Here is a 19392-nt window from a genome sequence, read left to right on the forward strand (position 1 = left end):
GCCTCGCATCGCTACAGTCGTTCTCTATACCCCCAAAGTCCACGGATGGAGCGACACGTGCTTACAGATCTGAAACCGAACCTCCATCGCCTGTCAGCCGTTTCGCTGCTGGCTGTCGCTCTAACACTCGCGGCCTGTAAGGCGCCACCCTCCTCCACAGCGACACCGGCATTGCCCGCTCCACCAGAGGTCGTCTCCGGCTTCCGTACCGATCTGCAGACCCGCTACGCCGACAAGCACATGGCGGCCGCGGCCAACCCGTTGGCGGCCGAGGCCGGGCGGGAGATGTTGCGACGCGGGGGCTCGGCCATCGACGCGGCCATTGCGATGCAGGCCGTGCTGACCCTGGTGGAACCACAATCCTCCGGCATCGGCGGTGGTGCATTCATTGTGTTGTGGGACGGCAAGGCTGTGAGCACTTATGACGGGCGCGAAACGGCACCGGCTGGCGCCACCGAAAGGCTTTTCCTGCAACCCGACGGCAAACCCATGCCCTTTACGGCGGCGCAGATCGGCGGTCGTTCCGTGGGTACACCGGGGGTGTTGCGCGGGCTGGAATTGGCCCATCGCAAACATGGCCGCCTCAAATGGGCGACGCTGTTCGAGCCGGCCATCACGCTGTCGGAACAGGGCTTCGCGATCTCGCCCAGACTGCACTCGCTGATCGCCGCCGACGCCTCCCTGCCGGGTTCGCCAGACATGGCCGCTTACTTTCTCAATGCCGATGGCAGCCCGAAGGCGGTTGGCACCGTGCTGAAAAATCCAGCATTGGCCGGCGTGCTCAATCGCATCGCCAACGAAGGCCCCGACGCGTTGTACAAAGGCCCGATCGCCGACGAGATCGTCGCCAAGGTACAAGGCCACGCCAACCCCGGCAGCCTTTCGCTGAACGACCTTCAGGGCTACACCGCGCGGGAACGAGCACCGTTGTGCACCGACTACAAGCGCTGGCAAGTCTGCGGCATGCCACCACCGTCTTCGGGCGGGGTTGCCGTGGCGCAGATCCTCGGGACGTTGCAGGCCCTGGAACAGCGCGACAGCCCCGCAGCCCTCGCACCTTTGAAACCCGTCAAGACCGACAAGCCCGCCGGCATTGAACCCACCCCAGACGCGGTGCACCTGATCGCCGAAGCCGAGCGGCTGGCCTATGCCGACCGCGCCCAATACATTGCCGACCCCAATTTTGTCGCCGTGCCGCTCAGCGGCTTGGTCGATGCCGGGTACCTGGCCAGCCGCGCCAGCCTGATCGGCCCTCGTAGCATGGGCGTCGCCAAGCCCGGCACACCACCGGGCATCCAGGTGGCCTACGCCCCGGACCGTTCCCCCCTGCGTATTTCCACCTCGCAAGTGGTGGCCGTGGATGACCAGGGTGGCGCCGTGTCCATGACCACGACCGTGGAATCGGCGTTCGGCTCACACTTGATGGTCCAGGGCTTCATGCTCAACAACCAGATGACCGATTTCTCGTTCATCCCCGAAGAGAATGGGCAAAAAGTCGCCAACCGCGTCGAACCGGGCAAGCGCCCACGCTCGTCCATGGCACCGACGCTGATCTTCGATCGTCGGGGGGAATTGGTGGCCGCTGTCGGCTCCCCCGGTGGCTCTCAGATCATCGAATACGTCGCCAAGTCAATGATTGGCCTGTTGGATTGGGACCTCGACCCGCAAACCGCCATCAACCTTCCCAACTTCGGCAGCCGCAACGGCCCTACCGAACTGGAGCGGGGCCAATTCAGCCCGGCGCTGATCCAGGCGCTGAAAGACAAAGGCCATGAGGTGAGCGAAATTGACATGACCAGTGGCACCCAGGCGATTGTCCGGGTGCGCGATGCGCAAGGGAAAACCACACTGGCTGGCGGGGCGGATCCACGGCGTGAGGGTCAAGCGCTGGGGGATTGATCAACCTCGCTCTGGGGCTGATAGACCAGTAGATCGGCGGGCTGACATTGCAGATAACTGCAAATGGCTTCGAGGGTCGCCAGGCGTATACCCTTGACCTTTCCTTGCTTGAGCAAGGAAAGGTTGGCTTCGGTAATGCCTATGGCGGCGGCGAGGTCCTTGGATTTGACCTTGCGTGTCGCCAGCATTACATCGAGTTGAATCACGATAGGCATGGGGTTCTCAAACGAAAGTTCGGTTTTCTGAGTCGACTTCACTGGCTTGGGACAGGATCCGGGCAATGATCGCAATACAGGCCGCAAGAAACAAAGCCACAAAGGAGGGGGCGGTAATACTGAGGGTCAACAATCGTTGGCCAACCGGCGCATGGATTGTCATCAGCAGGCTGAGAAACGGCTCGCACAGGAAATCCAACAACACCCACAGCGCAACCGCGCGCCCGACCTTGCCCAGATAGACAGCCGCTTCGCTGGAAAAATACTGGCCATGGGCATACCGCTTGAACAACTGCCGCAAGTTGGCCAGGCCAGCCACCAACGCCAACAAAGGAATACTCGACAGCAAAATGCCGCCTAGCGATTGCCAGCCGGTCAAGTGCAGCGCCTCTTCGGACAAACTCGACAGCTGTCGTTCGGTCAGGGCAAATCCCAGGCCGTATCGTGACGCAACATCAGGAAAGAGCCAGGCCACGGCATTGACGGCCATCATCGCGACGATGAAGAAAAGCGTTATGGCAGCCATGCGCTGGCTGTACAGGGCAAGACGATTCGTACGCATGTTGAGGCTCCAACAAAATAAGAGGAGCCCAGAACATAGTCATGAAATTATCGCAAAACAATAATTAATATGTAAAAAACAATAATACTCGAAGCTTAGGTCGATAGCTGATTGGCAAACTGGCTCACCGCATCGACCACTTTCTTCGCCCCGTCCTGGATCTCGACGATCACCGTTCCCGCCTCGGCTGCCAAGGCCAGGCCGTGTTCGGCCTGGTGCTGGCCGTCGGTCATCAGGGCCACGGCGTTGCGGGCCATGTCCTGGTTCTGACGGACCACGCCAACGATTTCATCGGTCGCCTGGCTGGTACGCGATGCCAGTTGTCGCACTTCATCGGCCACCACCGCAAAGCCGCGACCTTGCTCGCCGGCCCGGGCCGCTTCGATCGCGGCGTTGAGCGCCAGCAGGTTGGTTTGTTCGGCGATGCCGCTGATGGTCTTGACGATGGTACCAATCACCAGGGATTGCTCATTCAGCGCCTCGATGCCTTCGCCAGCGGTTTGCATGTGCCGGGCCAGGTCGCGCATCACGTCCACGGCCTGGGTTACCACCGTCGTGCCGCGCTGGGCGCTGTTGTCGGTCTGCAACGAGGTGCTGTAGGCGATGTTGGCCGCCTCGGCGACGGCTTTTTCCTGGTTGACCTGGTCGGTGATGTTGGTGGCGAACTTGACCACTTTGTAAAGCCGCTCATTGGCATCGAGCACCGGGTTGTAGGAGGCTTCCAGCCAGACCTCACGACCACTGCTGTCGATACGCTTGAAGCGGCCGGCCACGAATTCACCACTGTTCAGGCGCTTCCAGAACTGCTCGTAGGCCGCGCCGTTGTATTCCTCAGGTTCACAAAACATGCGGTGATGCTTGCCCTTGATTTGCGCAAGGCTGTAACCCATGGCGTTGAGGAAACGATCATTGGCCGTCAGTACGTGACCGCCCAGATCGAATTCAATCACCGCCGTTGAACGCACCAATGCGCCAATGAGGTTTTCATGCTCGCGGGACGCCTCGATGGTGCGGGTCAGGTCATTGGAGTACATCGAAAAAAAGCGGACCCGCCCGTCAGCCCCTCGTACGGGCTGGAGGATCGAACGCAGCCAGGCTTCCTGGCCATTGCCTCGCAGCAGGCGCACGGCGCCGGAGAAGTGCTCGCCACGGGTCAGCGCCGACTTGAAGCGAACCTGGAACTCATTGGTTTTCAAATACCCAGGGACCAGCTCATCCACAGGCCGGCCAATCAAGTCCTGGCTCTTGTAGCGCATCTCGTCGAGAAAATTCTGATTGACCGATTGAATCCGTCCATCGGCGTCCAGGGTGAGGCCAAGCATTTCGCGATCCAGGCTTTCCTTGACTTGCGCAAGGCTGGACAGTTCTTGGCGAAGAGCCAGTAGCTCCTGCTTCAGGCGGTTGTTGAACATGGGCAGCTCCGACAGCAGGAGAATTGAATGCTGTTCCCTTGCCATCGGCCCGGCGTTTTTTTTCTAAAGAGCACCTCGAGCCCGCAGTGAAAATATTCCAGGACACCCTCGAACCCGATAAGCCTCCCATGGTCACTGGATTGTTCTACTGTTGCGCCTGATCCTTGAAGCCTTTGCCGCCATCAATACCCATAACCATAAAAACGAGGTAATTGCCGTGACCACCGACATCGAAGACAGCCGTTCCGCCCGCTTCGCCTTGCGCTGTTCCAGTTTCGCCGAACGCTGGTTTCCCGACTCCTGGGTCTTCGTCGCGCTGGCGGTGCTGGTGGTCGCCGTGGCGACACAATTTATCGGCGCCACGCCCACGGCGGCGGCCATGGCGTTCGGCGACGGCTTCTGGAGCCTGATCCCGTTCACCATGCAAATGGCCTTCGTGGTGATCGGCGGATACGTGGTCGCCAGTTCTCCACCGGCCGTCAAATTGATTGATCGCCTGGCACGACTTCCGACCAACGGTCGCTCCGCCGTGGCATGGGTGGCGCTGATCTCCATGGTCGCGTCGTTGCTCAACTGGGGCCTGTCGTTGGTGTTTGGCGGTTTGCTGGTGCGCGCCCTCGCCCGGCGCACCGACTTGAAAATGGACTATCGCGCCGCCGGGGCCGCTGCTTACCTGGGCCTGGGCGCAGTGTGGGCCCTGGGCTTGTCTTCTTCGGCAGCGCAATTGCAGGCCAACCCGGCCAGCCTCCCGCCTTCGATCCTGTCGATTACTGGCGTCATTCCCTTTACCCAGACCATTTTTCTCTGGCAGTCCGGGGTCATGTTGCTGGCGCTGATCGTGATTTCCCTGATCGTCGCCTACGCCACCGCTCCCGGGCCGAACAGTGCCCGTGACGCCGCCGCTTGTGGTATCGACCCCAGTTTCAGCATGCCGGCGCTGCAGCCCCGTACCCGCCCAGGGGAATGGCTGGAACACAGTCCACTGTTGATCATCGCCCTGGTGCTGCTGGCGGCCGGCTGGCTGTTCCACGAGTTTTCGACCAAGCCTGCGATCAGTGCCATTTCCGGGCTCAACACCTATAACTTCCTGTTCATCATGCTGGGCGCCTTGCTGCACTGGCGGCCGCGCAGCTTTCTCGACGCCGTGGCCCGTGCAGTGCCGACGACCACCGGCGTGTTGATCCAGTTTCCATTGTACGGCTCGATCGCCGCGTTGCTGACCACGGTCAAAGGCAGCGATGCCCAGACCCTGGCCCACCACATCTCGACCTTTTTCGTACAAATCGCCTCCCATGACACCTACGCCCTGTTGATGGGTGTCTATTCCGCGGTACTGGGCTTTTTCATTCCTTCTGGCGGCGGCAAGTGGATCATTGAAGCGCCTTACGTCATGCAGGTGGCCAACGACCTGAACTATCACCTGGGCTGGGCGGTGCAGATCTATAACGCCGCCGAAGCGCTGCCGAACCTTATCAACCCCTTCTACATGCTGCCGTTGCTCGGGGTTCTGGGGCTGAAGGCCAGGGACCTGATCGGTTTTTCCTTCGTGCAGTTGCTGGTGCATACGCCGTTGGTGCTGGTGCTGCTATGGGCGCTGGGGACGACATTGAGTTATTTGCCGCCAGTGATGCCATAAAGCCATAAAAAAGGGCCGATATTTCCATCGGCCCACTTCTTCTTCGGCCCGGTCTGTTTCAGTATGGATGCGCCCTGTTTTGAGGGGCCCACACGCTGAAAAGGATCTGAGCATGTCCAAACTCGCCGTACTTTCTTTTGCCGCCCTGGCCTTCAGTGCCGCCGCCCACGCCACCGACATTGACGTACAACTGGGCAGCACCGAACGCGTCACTCGACTCTTCGCCTACCCCAACAACTGCAACGTCATCTGCTTTCGCGACTGGACCCTGGAGCAGACCGTCGAGCACTACCTGACCCAAAGCGTGCAGCGCGACGGCTACGGCACGGCCAAGGTCCACGTCAAAATCGATAATGACAAGGTCTATGCCAGCATCAGTGGCGTACCGAAGAGCTACGGCCAACCGCTCAAGGCCCTGCTTGACGCCGGGGACCTGGCGTACAACGGCGCATCCAAACTCAACAGCGACAAGAAATGGTCCTATAACTGGTACCTGTTCCTGCCGCTTGGCATGGCCCTGGAAAACCGCAAGAGTGTCGAGTTGCTGCACTTCCCGCCGGATTACTCCCTGACCCAGGCCCAGGACTACCTGGAGTCGGCGACCACCGATCGTTGGGCCACACTGCTGACCGTCAACGGCATTGCGGTTGAACAGACGCCGGCCTACCAGACCATCATCGACATTGCGCCCATCGCAGCGCCGTCCAATGCTGGCAGCACACTGGAGGGGCTCTATAGCTACTTCAACGATTACCAAACCACCATGGTCACACAGGTCACCCAAACCGCCAGCGGCGCCGCATTGCCGATGGTCGCCTTCGGAGCGCCCGTTCGGAACTGGATCAAGACTCAGTACGGCCAGACCGTGAATGTGCTCAGCTTGGCGACCATCACAACCGGTAGCGGGGTCAAGGTTCCGGTCCTGGGCTCCAACCATCCGAGCTACATCTGGTACGCCGCCGACAAGGACAACTACGATGGAGACGAAGCCAAGGCTGATGCCGCCGGCCTGAAAGTCATGGGCCAGGACCTGAGTGCTGCATGCTGGCAGGCCGGCATGGGCAGCAAGCCGGGCACCGACCCGAACACCCAGCTGAACCAGTGCACGCAGACCTGGCAGGTCACGCAGAAGGAGAAAACCTGCGAGTTGTTCTACACCTCGGTTCGGAAACTGAGCGAGGAAGACGCAGCGAAAAAATGCGAAACACCGGCGATCAAGTCGCAACTTCCGCAACTGAAGGTACCCATGCCGCTGCCAGCCGAGGCGGTCTAAACCTTGAGGCGTTTTCCCGCGTAGGCTGGCGCTGACGCGGGAAAGCGCCTTTGGCACCTGTCAGAGTCGACAGTAGATGACGCCCCCGACTTGGGCGAAGCTATCAAGGTTTTTTCAACGACCGCCGGCAGGATCGCCAGCGCCAGCAAGTCGAGTGTTTAGCACCGACAAGGACTGTCATGACCACGTTCATCACAGATAGCGCCTGTTCACAGCACCGGGATTGCATCTACCCGGAAAAACAACTCAGCACCCGCTTGGGCTACCCCTCGGTGCACGACTTCGAAGTGCATCACACGACCGACGGCCGCGGCAACGGCAACGGCAACGGCAACGGCATCATCGCCCGTAAACCATTCGCTCCCATGACAAGGATGTGCAGGGTTTCGGGGCTGTTGGTGAGCCGACGGCGCCTGCACACGTTGCAGATCCTGCCGGACGTGCACATGTATGACCCACGCTTCGCCGGATTGCTGCTGCATTCCTGCAACCCGAATGTCTTCCTCGACATGAGCGAACTGTGGTTGTGGTCACTGGCCCGTATAGATGAAGGCGACTGCCTGACGATGGACTACGCCAGTACCGAACAGAAACTGTATCGACAGTTCGCCTGCCGGTGCGGTTCGTACAACTGTCATGGCTGGATTACCGGCTATGACGAACCGCCCAATGAACAGGGAATGAAGTTTCTACGGCACTGGCGCCGTCAATGTCACCGCGACTGACGAACCGGACTCAGGGCGCGCCGACCGGCCGCAGCCGATACTGCGGCGGCAGCTGTTCGAAACCGCTGATCGTGGTGTCCAGGCTCTTCCAGCGTCCGTCCTTGATGCCGTAGATGCAGCCATGGATCGACAGTTTCTGCCCGCGGTGCCAGGCGTTCTGCACGATGCTGGTATGGCCGACGTTGGCCACCTGCTGGATCACGTTCAGCTCGCACAAGCGGTCGACACGTTCCTCCTCGGTCGGCAATTGGCCCAAGGCCTCGCGATGCTCGTAGTACAGGTCGCGAATCGAACGCAGCCAGCCGTCGATCAGGCCCAGTTGCCGGTCCTGCATCGAGGCACGCACACCGCCACAGCCATAATGGCCGGTGACCAGGATGTGTTTGACCTTGAGCACGTCCACCGCGTACTGGATCACCGACAGGCAGTTGAGGTCCGTGTGCAACACTACGTTGGCCACATTGCGGTGTACGAACAGATCGCCCGGCAGCATGCCAACGATCTCGTTGGCCGGCACCCGCGCATCGGAACAGCCAATCCACAGGTACTCCGGGGTTTGCTGACGAGCCAGCTTGGAGAAGAAGTCAGGATCTTCCTGCTTGATCGCATCGGCCCAACGCGCGTTGTTATCAATCAGATCTTGTAATTCGTTCATGCTGTCTAGCCTCGATTGAGAGTGCGCAACTATGACAAACGACCGTCGGTCAAGGTCACGTCGGCGATGCATTGGAATTCCTGGATGCGCTGCCGGTCGACACCAGTAAGGCCCACAGTATGAGGAATTGCCATGAATGATTCACGACGCCCTTTCGATGCGGTGCAACCGGAACCCATCGACGACAATGAAGATCGCATGGGCTCGATGCATGAACTGGAATTCGACGAAGAAGAACCCAGCGCGAAAATCGGCGATGAACTGCCGGACAACGAGCGCGAACAACTGATGCCGCGTGAGCGCGTTCGTGAAGCCGGCCTGACGGGGGCTTCGACGGACGATCACCAACCGACCGACGACGACATGAGCCCGGAAACGCTCATTCGCGAAGACGGCGCCCGGGACGCCCACGAGACCGGGGACGACGAACAGGCGGACTGGGACCTGAGCGTGGTGGGTGAAAATGATATTGGCGGGGGCGACGGGCTGGACGAGGCGGAAATGGCCGATATCGATCCTCTGGATGGCAAGCGTTGACCCGACCCTGTGGAAGCTTGCTCGCGATAGCGGTAGATCAGTTTGCATCGATGTCGAATGTACCGCCGTCTTCGCGAGCAAGCTCGCTCCCACATGGGGTCGCGGTGCTTCAGTCCACCAACGTGCAGGCCATGACCACCGCATCCTCACGCCCGCCCACCGCCGGGTAGTAATCCCGGCGCCGGCCCACTTCATTGAAGCCATAGCGCTCATACAGCCGGAACGCCGTGCGGTTGCTGTCTCGCACTTCCAGGAAGCACTCTCGGGCCTCGGCCTTGTAGGCAATCGACATCAAGTGCTCCAACAGGCGCAAACCCAGGCCACGGCCCTGGTTTTCCGGTTTGACGGTGATATTGAGCAGGTGCGCCTCATCCAGGATGATCTGCACCACGCCATGGCCCACTTGCTGCTGGCCTTCGAACATCAGCCAGATCTGGTATTTGCCCAGCCCGTCGAGAAAGATTCCCCGGGTCCACGGGTGGCTGTAAGCGGCGTATTCGATTTTCAGTACAGCGTCGAGGTCCGCCTCGGTCATCGGGCGGAACGATACAGCGTCACTCATTCGATTCTTTCCAGCGCGCCATCAGCCGGCGCATGGCTTGCCAGACATCAGCCTTGCGCTGTGGCGTTTCCATTAACAGTTCCAACCCGGGCAACGCCCAGGCCGAGCCCAGGCCTTCGACCTGCAGTTCGCGATTGAACGCTTCGGCATCCGCCTCGCCGGCAAACTTCACCGCCGGCAGGCCGATCAGCCACAGGCACACGCAGGGCTCGTCTTCGAGCCGCGCTGAAACGAAGCCCTGGACGAAATCCCGCGCCGCTTCGGGCCCCTGGTCCATGGTGCCGCGCGACAACAGCGGCCAACGCACCGGCTCGCCAATGATCTGCGGGCTATCCGGCAGACCGGCGGCGCGCAGCATGTCCTTGAGCAGCAAGTAGGCTGGATCGCGGCTTTGGAACGGCTCGCCCGTGGGCAACTCCACCAACAGCAGGCAACGTCCCGCCCGCAACAACTGAAGGGCGAAACGCGGCGGTGCGACATAGGGCGCCTTGACCGGGGCCGGCTTTTCATCGGCCTCCTCCACCGGCTTGGCGTTGGTACGGGTCGAGGCCAGGCTCGGGCGTGGCACCTCGACTTTCGGCCGCTCGGCCACCGGCTCGGCCACGGTCTTGGCCACGGGCGCCGTCACGACCGGCACGCTCTCTACCGGTTCGGGCGCTTCCAACAGCTCGGGCCGCGACGGGGCGGCGAACGGCAATTCGGTACGCGGCAGCCAGTTGACCACCTGCATGGCGGTCAGATAGGCGCGGCGGCGGGACTCGATAAGCAAGGGTCGGCCACTTGTGGATAACTGAAAGTGGGAGGGATTCTACCGCCCTTCGAGGCGGATCGCTTCCCTGTTGAGCCAATAGTTGATCGATAGCGAACGACAGTCCGTCCAAGGGGTGAATCGCAACCGGCCCGATGCAGTACAATCGCCGCTTTTAATTGCCAACCCGACGGCCATTGCGATGATCGAACCCAAGCGCGTCTTGCGCGCCCTCGCTGAACACTGGGCATTGCTGGAACCTTTGTGCGAGCACTTCGACCAGGGCACCCTGAGCCTCAACGAATTGCGTTCACAGCTGGCCGCCCAACAACTGGACAGCACGCCCCAGGACATCACCAGCCTGCTGGATGTGTGGATCCGCCTGGACATTCTCGTACCGGTGGCGAAAAGCCCGAACCGCTTCGAGCTCAACGCCCAGATCCATGACTTCCTCGCCTACCTGCGCCGCGAACACCGCCTGGGCCTGTGCCTGGAGATCGAAGCCTACCTGCGCCACCTCGAGCGCCTGGCCGGCTATATCCAGGACGCCTTCGACATTCGCGACGGCAACGACCTGGCCCGCCAACTGCGCCTGCTGGACATGCGCGTGCGCGACGTGCTCAAGAAACTCGCCAACGACGAACAGGCCCTGGTGGCCGTGGCCGAGCGGGCCAAGACCAGCGACCGGCAGATCCCGCTGCGCCAGCGTTATGCCGAAGTGCTGGCGACCTGGGACGAATACGTCGAACCGATGATCCAACTGGTGAACGCCGACGGCGCCTTCGAGCAAGGCGTGCGCAAGGTCGAGAACGTGCTGTTGCGCATGCTCACCGAACAGCAACGCCTCGGCCACCTGGTGGACGACGACATGCTGCTGCGCACCCACGCGCGCATCCTCGAAATGCAGACCAGCGCCCAACTGACCCTGCGCCATGCCCGCGAATTGCTCCTGCCACTGCGCGAAGAGGCCCGCCGTCACAACGCCGTGACCCGTGGCGCCGCCCTGGCCCTGGCCGCCATTCGTCGCAAAGGCATCGATGCCGTACCGCAGGCCGCCATGCCGCTGTTCACCCGGCCGCAAAGTACGTTCCTGGGCAGCGCCAGCCAGGTCGAAGCCTATGTCTATGCCCTGGCCCGCTTCGAACCGAAACCGGCGCGCTTCCCCAAGTCCCACAAGACCCACAAGGGCGGCGAGGCGCCGCGCGCACCACGCACCGTGCGCGAGATGGTCGAGCGCTGCGAAGACGCGTTGCCAATGCCGGACCTGATGACCTGGCTGCTGGAGCAGGAACCGGACGGCGCCACCGACGAACTGCTGTACTGGTTCTCGCGCCTGTCGCGGGAAAAACGTTTCAAGCGCGAGCGTCTGGAACGCCGCGACTATCACACTCACGAGCATCAGGTCAGCCTGCGCTCCTTCGCCCTGCTCTCGGCCGGCGACACCGCCGCCGAGGATTCTGCGAGCATCCCCCATGCATCTTGATCTATCCGAACTGTCCCAGCTGGCACCGATCTTTCGCGAGCTGTTCAAGGGTTACCACGTCAGCCGCCGCGACCCGGAGCTGTACGCGCAACTGTCGAACTTCCAGGACCAGTACCGCACGCTGTTCAAGGCCTTGGGCTTCGAACTGGTGTGCGACACCCGTGGCTTCTATTACTTCGTGCCGGACCTGGCCGCCGCGGCGGTGAACAAGACCGCCCAGCGCCTGGCCCTGTTCACCTTTATCCTGGTCGAGCACCTGGCCGACCAGGGCCGCGACCCGATTGCCGTGCTCGACGGCGGCAGCCTGGGCCGCGATGAGCTGCCTTCGCTGCTGGAAAAGTACCGCGACCTGTTCATCCAGGCCGAAGTCCAGACCCAGGAAGAACTGGAAGAGAAAATCATGCGGCGCATGACCCAACTGGGTTTCGCCAGCGAAGACAACGGCGTGTACCGCTTCCTGCCGCCGATGCATCGCTTCCTCGACGTGTGCCTGTCGGTCCAGCAGGACCGCGACCTGGCCGCCAGCCTGCACAGTGTGCTGCCGCTGCCCGCGCCGGTGCTGATCGACGAAGACAGCGACGAGAAACTGCTACAGACCGATGATCCGCTGGACCTCAGCGAATTCGAAGGTGAAAGCGAAGAAGACGCACTGGCCCGTGCCATTGCCGAAGAACAGGAGACCGACGCATGAGCAAGGAACGCTACGGCATCCGCCGCTTTGCCCTTTTGAACACCGCCGGCTACAGCCTCGGTTTGTTCCCGCTGGAAGAACCGCTGTCGGTCTATGGCGCGAACAACCTCGGTAAATCCGCCTCGATCAACGCCTTGCAGTTCCCGATCCTGGCGCGCATGTCGGACATGAGCTTCGGCAAGTACAGCCTGGAACAGTCCCGGCGTTTCTACTTTGCCTCGGACACCAGCTACATCCTGGTGGAAGTCGCCCTGCCCCACGGCCCGCACGTGATTGGCGTGGTCGGTCGCGGCCCTGGCGGCGGTTTCGGTCACCAGTTCTTTGCCTACGCTGGCAAGCTGGACTTGGCCCACTATCAGAAAAATGACACCTGTCTGCGTCAGAAAGAGTTGTTCACCAACCTGGAGCGCGAAGGCCTGAAAGCCTACGAACTCAAGCCGGATGAGCTGCGGCGGCTGTTGGTAGGCGGTCATACGTCCATTCCGCTGGACCTGACACTGATCCCGCTGCGCTCCACCAGCGAGCAAAGCCTCAAGACCTTCCGCGCGCTGTTCATCAACCTGCTGCACATGCGCGAAATCACTGCGGCCAAGCTCAAGCAACTGTTCCTCGACGCGTTCGAGCACAGCCTGCGCTCCGGTAGCGTGGACTACATCGCCGCGTGCGAAGAAGCCTTCCGCGACGTACGCCGCATGGAGCAGGACTACAACTCCCTGGTCGCCGCCGGCCCGTTGGTGGAAGCCCTGGCCAATGGCGTGAAGCAGCGCGACATTCTGCGCGGCAAACTGCATCGCCTATCGCCATTGCTCGACTCGTTGCTCGGCACCTGGTCGGACTACGCCAGTGCCCGCAAGGAAGAGCTGACCATCCAGGCCGAACACTACCGCAACGAACAGGATTCGCTGCAGAACGACCAGCGCGGCGGCACTCAGGAGCTGATGCGCCTGGAACGGGAAATCAGCGGCATCCAGCGCTGGCTCGGCGAGCTGTCGGTGCTCAAGCATCGGTTTGCCCTGGTGGATGACGTCAAGGTCCTGGAGCAGCAACTGCTCGCCGCCAAGGACGCCCACGACGAACTGGCCGGCGCCCTGGCCCAGTCCCGGCAATTCAGCGCCGAAGACCTGGAAGAGCGTCTGCGGGATCTGGAAAAACGCCTGAAGTCGGTCAAGCAGCAACTCGATCACGCCGACAACAACAGCTACGCCCGCCTGCGGGAAGAGTTCTCGCAGCAGGACGTCGAACGCCTGATGCGCCTGTTCAACAGCGCCCTGTTCAGCCTGCCATTGGGCGAACACGGCATCGCGCTGGACGAGAATGGCGAGTGGGTCAAATCCATGGAGCTGATCCTCGACGGCTTCAAGGGCGAGCGTTTTGAAGTGCCGGGCCTGTCCATCGACCTGTCCCACATCGAGCCACCTGCCCTGCAAGCCCTGGCCGACCGAGCCGCGCTGCGCGACCAGAAAGAACGCCTGGAAAAAGAACTCAAACAGCTCAAGACCCAGCAAGCCGTGGCCGCCGACCGCGCCGCGAGCAAGACCCAGACCGAAGCGCTGTACCAGCAGGTCCTGGATGCGCAAAAAGCCCTGGAAGACTTCCGCCGTACCCAGACCTTGAGCGCCGAGGAAAGCGAGAAGCTCGAACAGCTGGCGCAAATGGAAGCCGCCCAGGACGAACTCAAGCGCTCCAGCGATGCCTTCACCGAGCGCGTCCAGCAGTTGTCCGCCAAGTTGCAGTTGGTGGGCCGGCAGATCGCCGACATGGAAGCCAAGCAACGCACCCTCGACGACGCCCTGCGCCGCCGCCAACTGCTGCCGGCGGACCTGCCGTTCGGCACGCCGTTCATGGACCCGGTCGACGATTCCATGGACAACCTGCTGCCGCTGCTCAATGACTACCAGGACAGCTGGCAAGGGCTGCTGCGGGTCGACGGCCAGATCGAAGCGCTGTATGCCCAGGTGCGCCTCAAGGGCGTGGCCAAGTTCGACAGCGAAGACGACATGGAGCGACGCCTGCAACTGCTGATCAACGCCTATGCCCACCGCACCGACGAAGCCCTGACCCTGGGCAAGGCGCGCCGTGCGGCGGTGACCGACATCGCCCGGACCCTGCGCAACATCCGCAGCGACTACGACAGCCTCGAGCACCAACTGGCGTTGTTCAACCGCGAAATCAACAAGCGCCAGGTGTCCAACCTGCAGAGCTTCCGCATCGTCCTGGCGCCGAACAAGGAAGCGCTCAAGCACATCGACCAGATCATCCACAGTGCCGGCCAGTACGAGGAAGGCGAGACGCTGTCGGTGTTCGACCTCAGCCAGAGCGCCGAGCAGGACAACAAGAACGAAGAAGCCAAGGAGTACCTGGCGCGGCTGGTGGCGGCGAACCACAACCAGCTCGGCCTCAAGGACCTGTTCGAACTCGCGTTCGAGATCACCAAGGTCAATGGTCAGCCCGTGATCCACACCGACATCGACGGCGCGGCGTCCAACGGCACTACCATGACCATCAAGGCGCTGACCAACATGTACTTGTTGCTGCACCTGATGGACCGCGAACAGGCCGGCCGCGTGCGCCTGCCGTACTACCTCGACGAAGCGGCGGACATCGACGAGAAGAACCAGGCGGCACTGCTGGAAACCAGTCTGCAACTGGGCTTCGTGCCGATCCTCGCCAGTGTGAAGCCGCAAGTCTGCGCCAGTGTCGCCATCGACTTGGAAGGCGGCAGCGGGCCGAACGGCATCTACATAGACGAAGCGGATTGGAAATACATCCGTCGTCACGATGCGGTGAAGGCCACGGTGAATGTCCAGGCCGACGAGCCGGAGCTGGATCCGGTGTGAGGTGAGTAGCCGGGCATGAAAAAGGCCGCGATCTAATGGATCGCGGCCTTTTTCATGGTTAATGCATAATCTGTGACGAGGGAGCTTGCTCCCGCTCGGCCGCGCAGCAGCCGCTGGCTTTAGGACCGCTACGCGGTCCAGCGGGAGCAAGCTCCCTCGCCACGGGTATTGCCGACCATTATGCTTACTTGCCGAGACTGATCTTTGGCGCCCAGGTCAGCCATTCATCTTCAAACTTATCGAACAACGGGAAAGTCTGCTCCGGTCGAGCCGGATTGCCCATTCGTTCGCCATCCGGCGTTGCGAACGCAATGCCACCCTGGATAAGCGTTTCAAGCGACTCGGTTCGCACCGTCGCGCCCTTGAACAGCCCGAAGTCCAGACCGAAGCCACTGCTATTCCAGAAACGTGTGCCGCTGCGCACCAGCGGCGCGTACTTGGGCTCGATCAGGATATGGATCAACACCCGGTCCGCGGTCTGGCCCAGTTCATAACCCGTGACCTTGCCCACCGTAATCTCGCGGTAGGTCACCGGTACGCCGATCTTCAACGAACCTCGGCGGGCCGCGCTCAGCACCAGGCTCAATCCCGCTTCGGGCACAGCGCTTTGCGGTGGGTTGGCCAGGGCCACGAAGTTTTTCTGCGGCCCGAGGTTTTTCGCCGAAGGCTGCACTTCAATGTATTGGCCGGTGACCAGCGTTTCCAGGTTGGAGGTCTTCATCAACCCCAACTCCGGCTTGACCACCCAGAACTGGGACCCGACCCGGGCGATGCGCTCGGGCACTTCGGTGATACGCGCTGTGAGCAGCACCGATTGCATATCGGCACTGAGATCAACATCCTCGACCTTGCCCACATCCAATCCTTTGAATCGGATCGGTGTACCACTGCGCAAACCATCGGCGCGATCGACCTTGATCGTGACCTCAGTGCCTCGCTGTTGTGCGGCTTCGTGATCGGTGAACAGGCGGAAACGCGGAATACGTCTTTTCAGCGGCACATTCGGTTCCGGCGTTTCAAAGGCAATCCCGCCGGCCATCAGGCTTTGCAGGGACTCGCTCTTGACCTGGATCCCGCCGGTCAAACCGCCCGTGAGGGTGATCCCACTGGCGTTCCAGAACCGGGTCGAGCCGTTGACCAGCCCTTCGTACTCCTTCTCGATGTGCACACCGATGATCAGTTGTTTCTTCTTGCGGGAGAACTGATAGCTCTGCACCGACCCGACCTTGACCTGCTTGTAGAGGATCGGACTGCCGACCTCCAGCGATCCGAGGTTTTCGGTCAGCAGGACCAAATGCAGCCCCGGGGAACGCAAGTCCAGCGGTGGAGCTTTCGCCCGAGCTTCGAACTCGCGTTGCGGCGCGCCGCCCTTGTCACCCGGACGCACGGCAATGTAATTGCCCTTGACCAAGGCTTCCAGGCCGGTGATACCCGCCAGGGAGATGGATGGCTTGACGACCCAGAACTGCGTGCCGGTTACCAGGTAATCTTCGGCCAAGGGGTCCAGGGTCAATTCAGCCGTGGCGCTGGCCAGGTCCGAATCGACCTTGAGGTTCTTCAGGCTGCCGACCTGGATACCTTTGTACATGACCGGCGTACGACCAGCCTGCAACCCTTCGAAATCGCTGAGTTTGACTTTCACTCGAATGCCCGCCGCAGCGGCGTCAAAGTCTTCGTAAAGACGGAACGGCAGGCTTGGGTCCGTCGGCGGGCTGTCCTTGCGGCTTTCCGGCGTGGCGAAGGCAATCCCTCCGGCCACGATGCTGGCCAGGGACTCGCTGCGCACTTTGACGCCCGAGAGGTTGGCATCGATGCTGATGCCACTGGCGTTCCAGAAACGCGTGTGTTTGCGCACCAGGCTGGCATAGGTCGGCTCGATGAAGATTTTGATCTCGACCTTGCTCTGATCCTCGGACAGCAGGTAACTCTTCACCTGACCGACCTGAATCTGTTTGTAGAACACCGGGCTGCCACGGTTCAGCGAACCCAGCCGATCAGCCTTGAGGGTCAGGTGCAAACCCGGCTTGGCGTCCGACAGCGGCGGCTCTTCGGCCAGGGCCTTGAACTTACGGGTCGACTCCCCTTCACCTGGGCTGATAGCCACATAGTTACCCGATACCAGGGTTTCCAGACCCGTGATCCCGGCCAGGCTCACGCTCGGCTTGACCAGCCAGAAACGTGTTCCGGTCTTGAGGTATTGCTCGACGTCCTTGTTCATCTCGATGGTCGCGACCACTCCCTTGGAGTTGCCTTCGTCATCGAGGGTAAGGGCCGTCACTTTGCCGACCGTCATCCCTTTGTAAACGACTTCGGTTTTGTTGACCTGAATGCCCTCTCCGCTCTCAAAGCGCACGTTGATCTCGATTCCGGTTTCGTTATAAGCCCGCCAGCCAAGCCAGCCGCCGATGATCAAGGCAATCAACGGCAGGACCCAGATGGCCGACCAGTTCGAAGCCGGTCGAGTTTTAGCGGTAGGCAAATCAGTCATGGTCGTCATCCGACTCCGTGTTATCCCAAATCAGTCGGGGATCGAAGGTTACTGCGGCAATCATTGTCAAAATCACTACGCTGGCGAAAGCGATCGCGCCGAGACCGGCTTCAACACTGGCGAGCCGTCCGAAATTCACCACGGCCACCAAAATGGCGATCACGAAAATATCCAGCATCGACCAGCGGCCAATGAACTCGATGAAACGGTACATAAGGATGCGTTGCTGCGCCGACATAGGCTGATGCCGCTGCACGGAAAACAACAACAAGGCGATGCCCACCAGTTTGAAAGTGGGTACAACGATGCTGGCGATGAACACCACGGCGGCAATAGGAATCATGCCGTGTTGAACCAGCTCGATGACGCCAGCCATGATGGTGCTCGGGGCGCCCTGGCCCAGCGAGTTGATAGTCATGATCGGCAACATGTTGGCCGGAATATAAAGAATCGCGGCCGTGATCAACAACGCCCAGGTCCGCATCAGGCTGTTCGGGCGACGGGGGTGAACCAGCGCGCCGCAGCGAGTACAGGTTTGGTTGTCGACCTCAGCATCCTGCCGATTCAACTCGTGGCACTCCGTACAGATCAGAATCCCTGCATCAATCGCCCGCATGGGCATCCTCTCCTGATAACGCCTGCCAGATCTGATGGGGTGACATCACCACCTCCAGCCAGACCTGGACCAGCAACAAACTGATGAAGCACACCAGGCCAAGGCCTACAGTGATAGCCGCCATGTCTGCCAACTTGACGATGGCCACCAACACGCCCATGAGGTAGACCTCAAGCATCCCCCAGTCTCGTAGATGGTGATAAATGCGATACAGCAACAAACCGTAACTACGGCCAAAGTCCAAGCGAATGGACAACAGCACCACCAACTGACAGAGCAACTTGAGCAGCGGAATGCCCATGCTGCACAGGAACACCACTGCCGCGATGCCTTGCATGCCGGTATCAAACAGACCGACCACCCCACTCCAAACGGTGTCCTGGGAGGACTGCCCAAGCAGATTGAGCTCCATGATGGGTAAGAAGTTGGCCGGCACATATAACAGCAGGGCGGCGATCACCAACGCAAGACTGCGTTCGACTACATTGTGCCGGTGAGCATAAAGCTCATAACCGCAGCGGGGGCACTCGGCTTTTTCGCCATGGGCCAGTTGGGGCTTGCGCATCAACAAGTCGCACTCATGACACGCAACCAAATCGCCCAGAGGAAGATCTGGCAACCTATCAGTGTCTGACGGATCGGGCATAAACAGCTCAGGCTCAGCTAAGGTGGGACTATTCTAGTGCTCCAGCTCGAAAATAACTGTGCAAATTTATTACGAGCGTTCGCAGACTTTTATGATGGGCAAAACAAAACCCCTACCTGCATCAGCAGATAGGGGTTTCGGAATTTAATCTTGACGATGACCTACTCTCACATGGGGAAACCCCACACTACCATCGGCGATGCATCGTTTCACTTCTGAGTTCGGGATGGGATCAGGTGGTTCCAATGCTCTATGGTCGTCAAGAAATTCGGTAGCCAGCGCGTGCCTTGCGGTCACGTTCCAGCGAATGGGTATGCGATAGTTTGTGTGTTGCTGTCGAGTCTCTCGAACTTTCGGTTCGTTTCGTCTTCACACACCGCAATCTGGTCTCTTTCGCCTTCGGCTTG

Annotated in this window: 17 protein-coding genes, 1 rRNA gene and 1 pseudogene; 8 read left to right on the plus strand and 11 right to left on the minus strand. The window is 60.7% G+C overall.

The genetic code is table 11. The annotated features are described in order from the left end of the window. Positions 1–45 precede the first annotated feature (45 nt). A complete protein-coding gene (ggt, locus tag BM300_RS11605; protein ID WP_092462911.1) occupies positions 46–1899 on the plus strand; it encodes a gamma-glutamyltransferase in 1854 nt (617 codons plus the stop codon). Here ggt and BM300_RS11610 read toward each other — a convergent pair. From BM300_RS11610 to BM300_RS31710, 4 genes and pseudogenes are all read right to left on the minus strand, one after another. Further along, on the minus strand, positions 1881–2114 hold the full coding sequence (locus BM300_RS11610) for a helix-turn-helix domain-containing protein (RefSeq protein ID WP_063324371.1): 234 nt from the start codon (positions 2112–2114) through the stop codon (positions 1881–1883). The two genes, ggt and BM300_RS11610, sit on opposite strands and share 19 nt — an antisense overlap. 7 nt (positions 2115–2121) lie before the next feature. Next, complete coding sequence (locus BM300_RS11615; RefSeq protein WP_092462913.1) at positions 2122–2676, minus strand: DUF2975 domain-containing protein; 555 nt, start codon at positions 2674–2676, stop codon at positions 2122–2124. Positions 2677–2771: 95 nt separating this feature from the next. Then, positions 2772–3203, minus strand: coding sequence for a methyl-accepting chemotaxis protein (locus BM300_RS31705; protein ID WP_370873836.1), 432 nt, complete (start codon positions 3201–3203; stop codon positions 2772–2774). A 108-nt stretch (positions 3204–3311) separates the two neighbouring features. After that, a pseudogene (locus BM300_RS31710) lies at positions 3312–4133 on the minus strand (PAS domain-containing protein); the annotation flags it as partial. Between the two features lie 172 nt (positions 4134–4305). Here BM300_RS31710 and BM300_RS11625 point away from each other — a divergent pair. From BM300_RS11625 to BM300_RS11635, 3 genes are all read left to right on the plus strand, one after another. Continuing rightward, on the plus strand, positions 4306–5724 hold the full coding sequence (locus BM300_RS11625; RefSeq protein ID WP_092462924.1) for a short-chain fatty acid transporter: 1419 nt from the start codon (positions 4306–4308) through the stop codon (positions 5722–5724). Between the two features lie 112 nt (positions 5725–5836). Next, positions 5837–6997, plus strand: a complete 1161-nt coding sequence (locus BM300_RS11630; protein WP_092462915.1) for a hypothetical protein — start codon at positions 5837–5839, stop codon at positions 6995–6997. A gap of 179 nt (positions 6998–7176) precedes the next feature. Next, entirely contained in the window at positions 7177–7722 is a 546-nt protein-coding gene (locus BM300_RS11635; RefSeq protein ID WP_092462917.1) for an SET domain-containing protein, read from the plus strand. A gap of 10 nt (positions 7723–7732) precedes the next feature. Here the strand turns inward: BM300_RS11635 and can are convergent, their stop codons facing one another. Beyond that, positions 7733–8377 carry a carbonate dehydratase gene (gene can, locus BM300_RS11640; RefSeq protein ID WP_058546018.1) on the minus strand — a complete coding sequence of 215 codons (645 nt, stop codon included), beginning with the start codon at positions 8375–8377 and terminating at the stop codon, positions 7733–7735. Between the two features lie 132 nt (positions 8378–8509). On the opposite strand from can, the gene BM300_RS11645 reads away from it, so the two are divergent. Further along, a complete protein-coding gene (locus BM300_RS11645; protein ID WP_092223815.1) occupies positions 8510–8914 on the plus strand; it encodes a serine kinase/phosphatase in 405 nt (134 codons plus the stop codon). Between the two features lie 109 nt (positions 8915–9023). Here BM300_RS11645 and rimI read toward each other — a convergent pair whose 3' ends face one another. Continuing rightward, positions 9024–9476, minus strand: a complete 453-nt coding sequence (rimI, locus tag BM300_RS11650; RefSeq protein WP_047229376.1) for a ribosomal protein S18-alanine N-acetyltransferase — start codon at positions 9474–9476, stop codon at positions 9024–9026. Continuing rightward, complete coding sequence (locus BM300_RS11655; RefSeq protein ID WP_092223817.1) at positions 9469–10245, minus strand: energy transducer TonB; 777 nt, start codon at positions 10243–10245, stop codon at positions 9469–9471. The genes rimI and BM300_RS11655 overlap by 8 nt, the downstream gene beginning before the upstream one ends. Before the next feature lie 181 nt (positions 10246–10426). Here BM300_RS11655 and mksB point away from each other — a divergent pair, with 181 nt between their 5' ends. The 3 genes from mksB to mksF are packed head-to-tail and all read left to right on the plus strand — an operon-like array spanning position 10427 to position 15235. Beyond that, positions 10427–11707 carry an Mks condensin complex protein MksB gene (mksB, locus tag BM300_RS11660; protein WP_063325220.1) on the plus strand — a complete coding sequence of 427 codons (1281 nt, stop codon included), beginning with the start codon at positions 10427–10429 and terminating at the stop codon, positions 11705–11707. Beyond that, positions 11697–12398, plus strand: coding sequence for an Mks condensin complex protein MksE (gene mksE, locus BM300_RS11665; protein ID WP_063324364.1), 702 nt, complete (start codon positions 11697–11699; stop codon positions 12396–12398). Before mksB ends, mksE begins: the two co-directional genes overlap by 11 nt. Beyond that, positions 12395–15235 carry an Mks condensin complex protein MksF gene (gene mksF / locus BM300_RS11670; RefSeq protein WP_092149673.1) on the plus strand — a complete coding sequence of 947 codons (2841 nt, stop codon included), beginning with the start codon at positions 12395–12397 and terminating at the stop codon, positions 15233–15235. Before mksE ends, mksF begins: the two co-directional genes overlap by 4 nt. A gap of 184 nt (positions 15236–15419) precedes the next feature. Here mksF and BM300_RS11675 read toward each other — a convergent pair whose 3' ends face one another. From BM300_RS11675 to rrf, 4 genes are all read right to left on the minus strand, one after another. Beyond that, on the minus strand, positions 15420–17723 hold the full coding sequence (locus BM300_RS11675) for a PqiB family protein (RefSeq protein WP_092462926.1): 2304 nt from the start codon (positions 17721–17723) through the stop codon (positions 15420–15422). Beyond that, complete coding sequence (locus BM300_RS11680; RefSeq protein WP_063324362.1) at positions 17716–18339, minus strand: paraquat-inducible protein A; 624 nt, start codon at positions 18337–18339, stop codon at positions 17716–17718. The genes BM300_RS11675 and BM300_RS11680 overlap by 8 nt, the downstream gene beginning before the upstream one ends. Next, complete coding sequence (locus tag BM300_RS11685; protein ID WP_092223821.1) at positions 18326–18985, minus strand: paraquat-inducible protein A; 660 nt, start codon at positions 18983–18985, stop codon at positions 18326–18328. The genes BM300_RS11680 and BM300_RS11685 overlap by 14 nt, the downstream gene beginning before the upstream one ends. Before the next feature lie 148 nt (positions 18986–19133). Continuing rightward, positions 19134–19249: ribosomal RNA gene (gene rrf, locus BM300_RS11690) — 5S ribosomal RNA — on the minus strand. Positions 19250–19392: the final 143 nt, after the last annotated feature.

This window comes from Pseudomonas sp. NFACC46-3, from assembly GCF_900114515.1.
Classification (GTDB): domain Bacteria; phylum Pseudomonadota; class Gammaproteobacteria; order Pseudomonadales; family Pseudomonadaceae; genus Aquipseudomonas; species Aquipseudomonas fluorescens_Q.

What these genes read in the sequence shown, in the direction of transcription:
- can (WP_058546018.1), bottom strand. Translation starts at nt 8,377, where the DNA reads ATGAACGAATTACAAGATCTGATTGATAACAACGCGCGTTGGGCCGAT.
- BM300_RS31705 (WP_370873836.1), bottom strand. Translation starts at nt 3,203, where the DNA reads ATGCGCGACCTGGCCCGGCACATGCAAACCGCTGGCGAAGGCATCGAG.
- BM300_RS11635 (WP_092462917.1), top strand. Translation starts at nt 7,177, where the DNA reads ATGACCACGTTCATCACAGATAGCGCCTGTTCACAGCACCGGGATTGC.
- ggt (WP_092462911.1), top strand. Translation starts at nt 46, where the DNA reads ATGGAGCGACACGTGCTTACAGATCTGAAACCGAACCTCCATCGCCTG.
- BM300_RS11630 (WP_092462915.1), top strand. Translation starts at nt 5,837, where the DNA reads ATGTCCAAACTCGCCGTACTTTCTTTTGCCGCCCTGGCCTTCAGTGCC.
- BM300_RS11645 (WP_092223815.1), top strand. Translation starts at nt 8,510, where the DNA reads ATGAATGATTCACGACGCCCTTTCGATGCGGTGCAACCGGAACCCATC.
- BM300_RS11685 (WP_092223821.1), bottom strand. Translation starts at nt 18,985, where the DNA reads ATGCCCGATCCGTCAGACACTGATAGGTTGCCAGATCTTCCTCTGGGC.
- mksE (WP_063324364.1), top strand. Translation starts at nt 11,697, where the DNA reads ATGCATCTTGATCTATCCGAACTGTCCCAGCTGGCACCGATCTTTCGC.
- mksB (WP_063325220.1), top strand. Translation starts at nt 10,427, where the DNA reads ATGATCGAACCCAAGCGCGTCTTGCGCGCCCTCGCTGAACACTGGGCA.
- BM300_RS11610 (WP_063324371.1), bottom strand. Translation starts at nt 2,114, where the DNA reads ATGCCTATCGTGATTCAACTCGATGTAATGCTGGCGACACGCAAGGTC.
- BM300_RS11675 (WP_092462926.1), bottom strand. Translation starts at nt 17,723, where the DNA reads ATGACTGATTTGCCTACCGCTAAAACTCGACCGGCTTCGAACTGGTCG.
- rimI (WP_047229376.1), bottom strand. Translation starts at nt 9,476, where the DNA reads ATGAGTGACGCTGTATCGTTCCGCCCGATGACCGAGGCGGACCTCGAC.
- BM300_RS11680 (WP_063324362.1), bottom strand. Translation starts at nt 18,339, where the DNA reads ATGCGGGCGATTGATGCAGGGATTCTGATCTGTACGGAGTGCCACGAG.
- BM300_RS11615 (WP_092462913.1), bottom strand. Translation starts at nt 2,676, where the DNA reads ATGCGTACGAATCGTCTTGCCCTGTACAGCCAGCGCATGGCTGCCATA.
- mksF (WP_092149673.1), top strand. Translation starts at nt 12,395, where the DNA reads ATGAGCAAGGAACGCTACGGCATCCGCCGCTTTGCCCTTTTGAACACC.